Genomic DNA, 1,776 nt, shown 5'->3' with positions numbered 1-1,776 from the left:
TACTTTTGGAAGTTCGTCGTTGTAAGCCCTGTAGCCATCCGTGTTTGCATGACTGACGACGGTAACGCTGATGGCCACTTTTGCCATAACCGTGTTTTTTCACAGGAGATGTCTGTTCACAAAACGGGCATCTTACATCAAATTTAGCCACTGTATTCCACATCCAAAACCGGAAATTTCACACTGCAATCAACATATTAAATACACGACCGGATTTTCGCGCCTGACGGCGAGGAACTGAACCCCGACGGAAAAGGTGTCCGTCAGGGGTTGCTACAAAGCGGCAGCGTTAAAATCCGTTATTCAATATCTGTTGTAACCCGTGCCACTTGACCCGGTGCACGTGAGGCTAACGCCTTTTGCTTTTTATAGCTTAACGCGGCATCCGGTACTGCGGTTATTTGTCCGGTTTCCATCCAGCGGCGCAGACGGTTGGCATCTGCAAAGTGGGTATATTTACCGAATGCGTCCAGTACGACCAGCGCTACCGGTTTCTGATTGATCACGGTACGCATTACCAGACAATGGCCCGCCTGATTAGTAAACCCGGTTTTGGTCAACTGAATATTCCAGTCATTTTTGTAGACCAGATGATTGGTATTGCGAAACGGCAGGCTATAGCCCGGGTTGGTAAAGGTGGCGGTTTTCTCCTGCGTGGTGCTCAACTGGCTCAGCAGCGGATATTGCTTGCTGGCAATCAGCAATTTGACCAGATCGCGCGCGGTAGAAACGTTGTTAATTGACAGCCCCGTCGGTTCCACATAGCGGGTGTGCGCCATACCCAATGCTTTGGCCTTGGCGTTCATCGCGGCGATAAACGCCTGATAGCCCCCCGGATAGTGATGTGCCAGACTGGCAGCGGCGCGGTTTTCGGAGGACATCAGTGCCAGCAGCAGCATGTCACGGCGGCTGATCTGACTGTTCAGACGAACGCGAGAATAAACCCCCTTCATTTCCGGCGTGTTGCTGATATCAACCGAGATCACTTCATCCAACGGCAAATTTGCATCAAGCACCACCAGAGCCGTCATCAGTTTGGTGACAGAGGCGATAGGCACCACCACATCCTGATTAGCGGAATAAAGCACTTTATTATCACGCAGATCGACCACCATCGCACTGCCAGAGGCGATCTCCTGATGGGTACTGTCAATAGCTGGCACAGCCGTTTTCGCCAATACGGAGGGGGTGAATGTCATAGGTGCAGACAGCAGCAATACAAGCAGAGAAAACTTATGTTTTTTAATCATTATTCAACGTCTTAAATAAATAACGGTTACGGTATTGGTAACAACCCGGGCATTATAAGTTAGCGCTCACCGCTACGCACTGCACAGAAGAAAAAGCTTTTGTGACAAAGTTTAACAGCGAGTATTCTTCCTGCTTAGGCGCTGAACGCAACAACACACAATAACGCCTGTGAACTAGAGCCTGTACACGAGATTGTGTAATTGCCTGATTTTGATATGTTCAATCCAACATCAAAAGCAGGTTACTTTATGGACGAAAAACAGTTACAGGCTCTGGCTAACGAGCTGGCAAAAAATCTCAAAACCCCTGACGATCTCAACCAGTTTGATCGCCTGCTGAAAAAGATCAGCGTTGAAGCTGCCCTTAATGCTGAAATGAACCACCACCTCGGGCATGAGAAGCACCAGTCCAAATCTGGAACTAACACGCGCAATGGCTACTCCACAAAGACTGTTACCACCGGCGATGGTCCGCTGGAACTGCGTACACCACGTGATCGTGATGGTTCCTTTGAACCGCAACTGG

At 49.3% G+C, this 1,776-nt stretch carries 3 protein-coding genes; 1 reads left to right on the top strand and 2 read right to left on the bottom strand.

Annotated elements, in window-relative coordinates; all coding sequences use genetic code 11:
* Together QZ506_RS13860 and pbpG are read right to left on the bottom strand one after the other, a co-directional pair.
* Positions 1-151: IS1 family transposase (locus QZ506_RS13860; protein ID WP_367273026.1), on the bottom strand; the 151-nt coding region annotated here is incomplete at its 3' end.
* A 148-nt stretch (positions 152-299) separates the two neighbouring features.
* The gene (pbpG, locus tag QZ506_RS13855) at positions 300-1,250 is read right to left on the bottom strand and encodes a D-alanyl-D-alanine endopeptidase (RefSeq protein WP_291971801.1); all 951 of its coding nucleotides are present in this window, start codon (positions 1,248-1,250) and stop codon (positions 300-302) included.
* Between the two features lie 249 nt (positions 1,251-1,499).
* Between pbpG and QZ506_RS13850 the strand changes: the two genes are divergently transcribed.
* A partial coding sequence (locus QZ506_RS13850) for a transposase (RefSeq protein WP_291971802.1) occupies positions 1,500-1,776 on the top strand: 277 nt, incomplete at its 3' end.

The organism is Candidatus Symbiopectobacterium sp. (assembly GCF_020054415.1).
Taxonomy (GTDB): domain Bacteria; phylum Pseudomonadota; class Gammaproteobacteria; order Enterobacterales; family Enterobacteriaceae; genus Symbiopectobacterium.
This window is presented reverse-complemented; position numbering and strand designations above follow the sequence as displayed.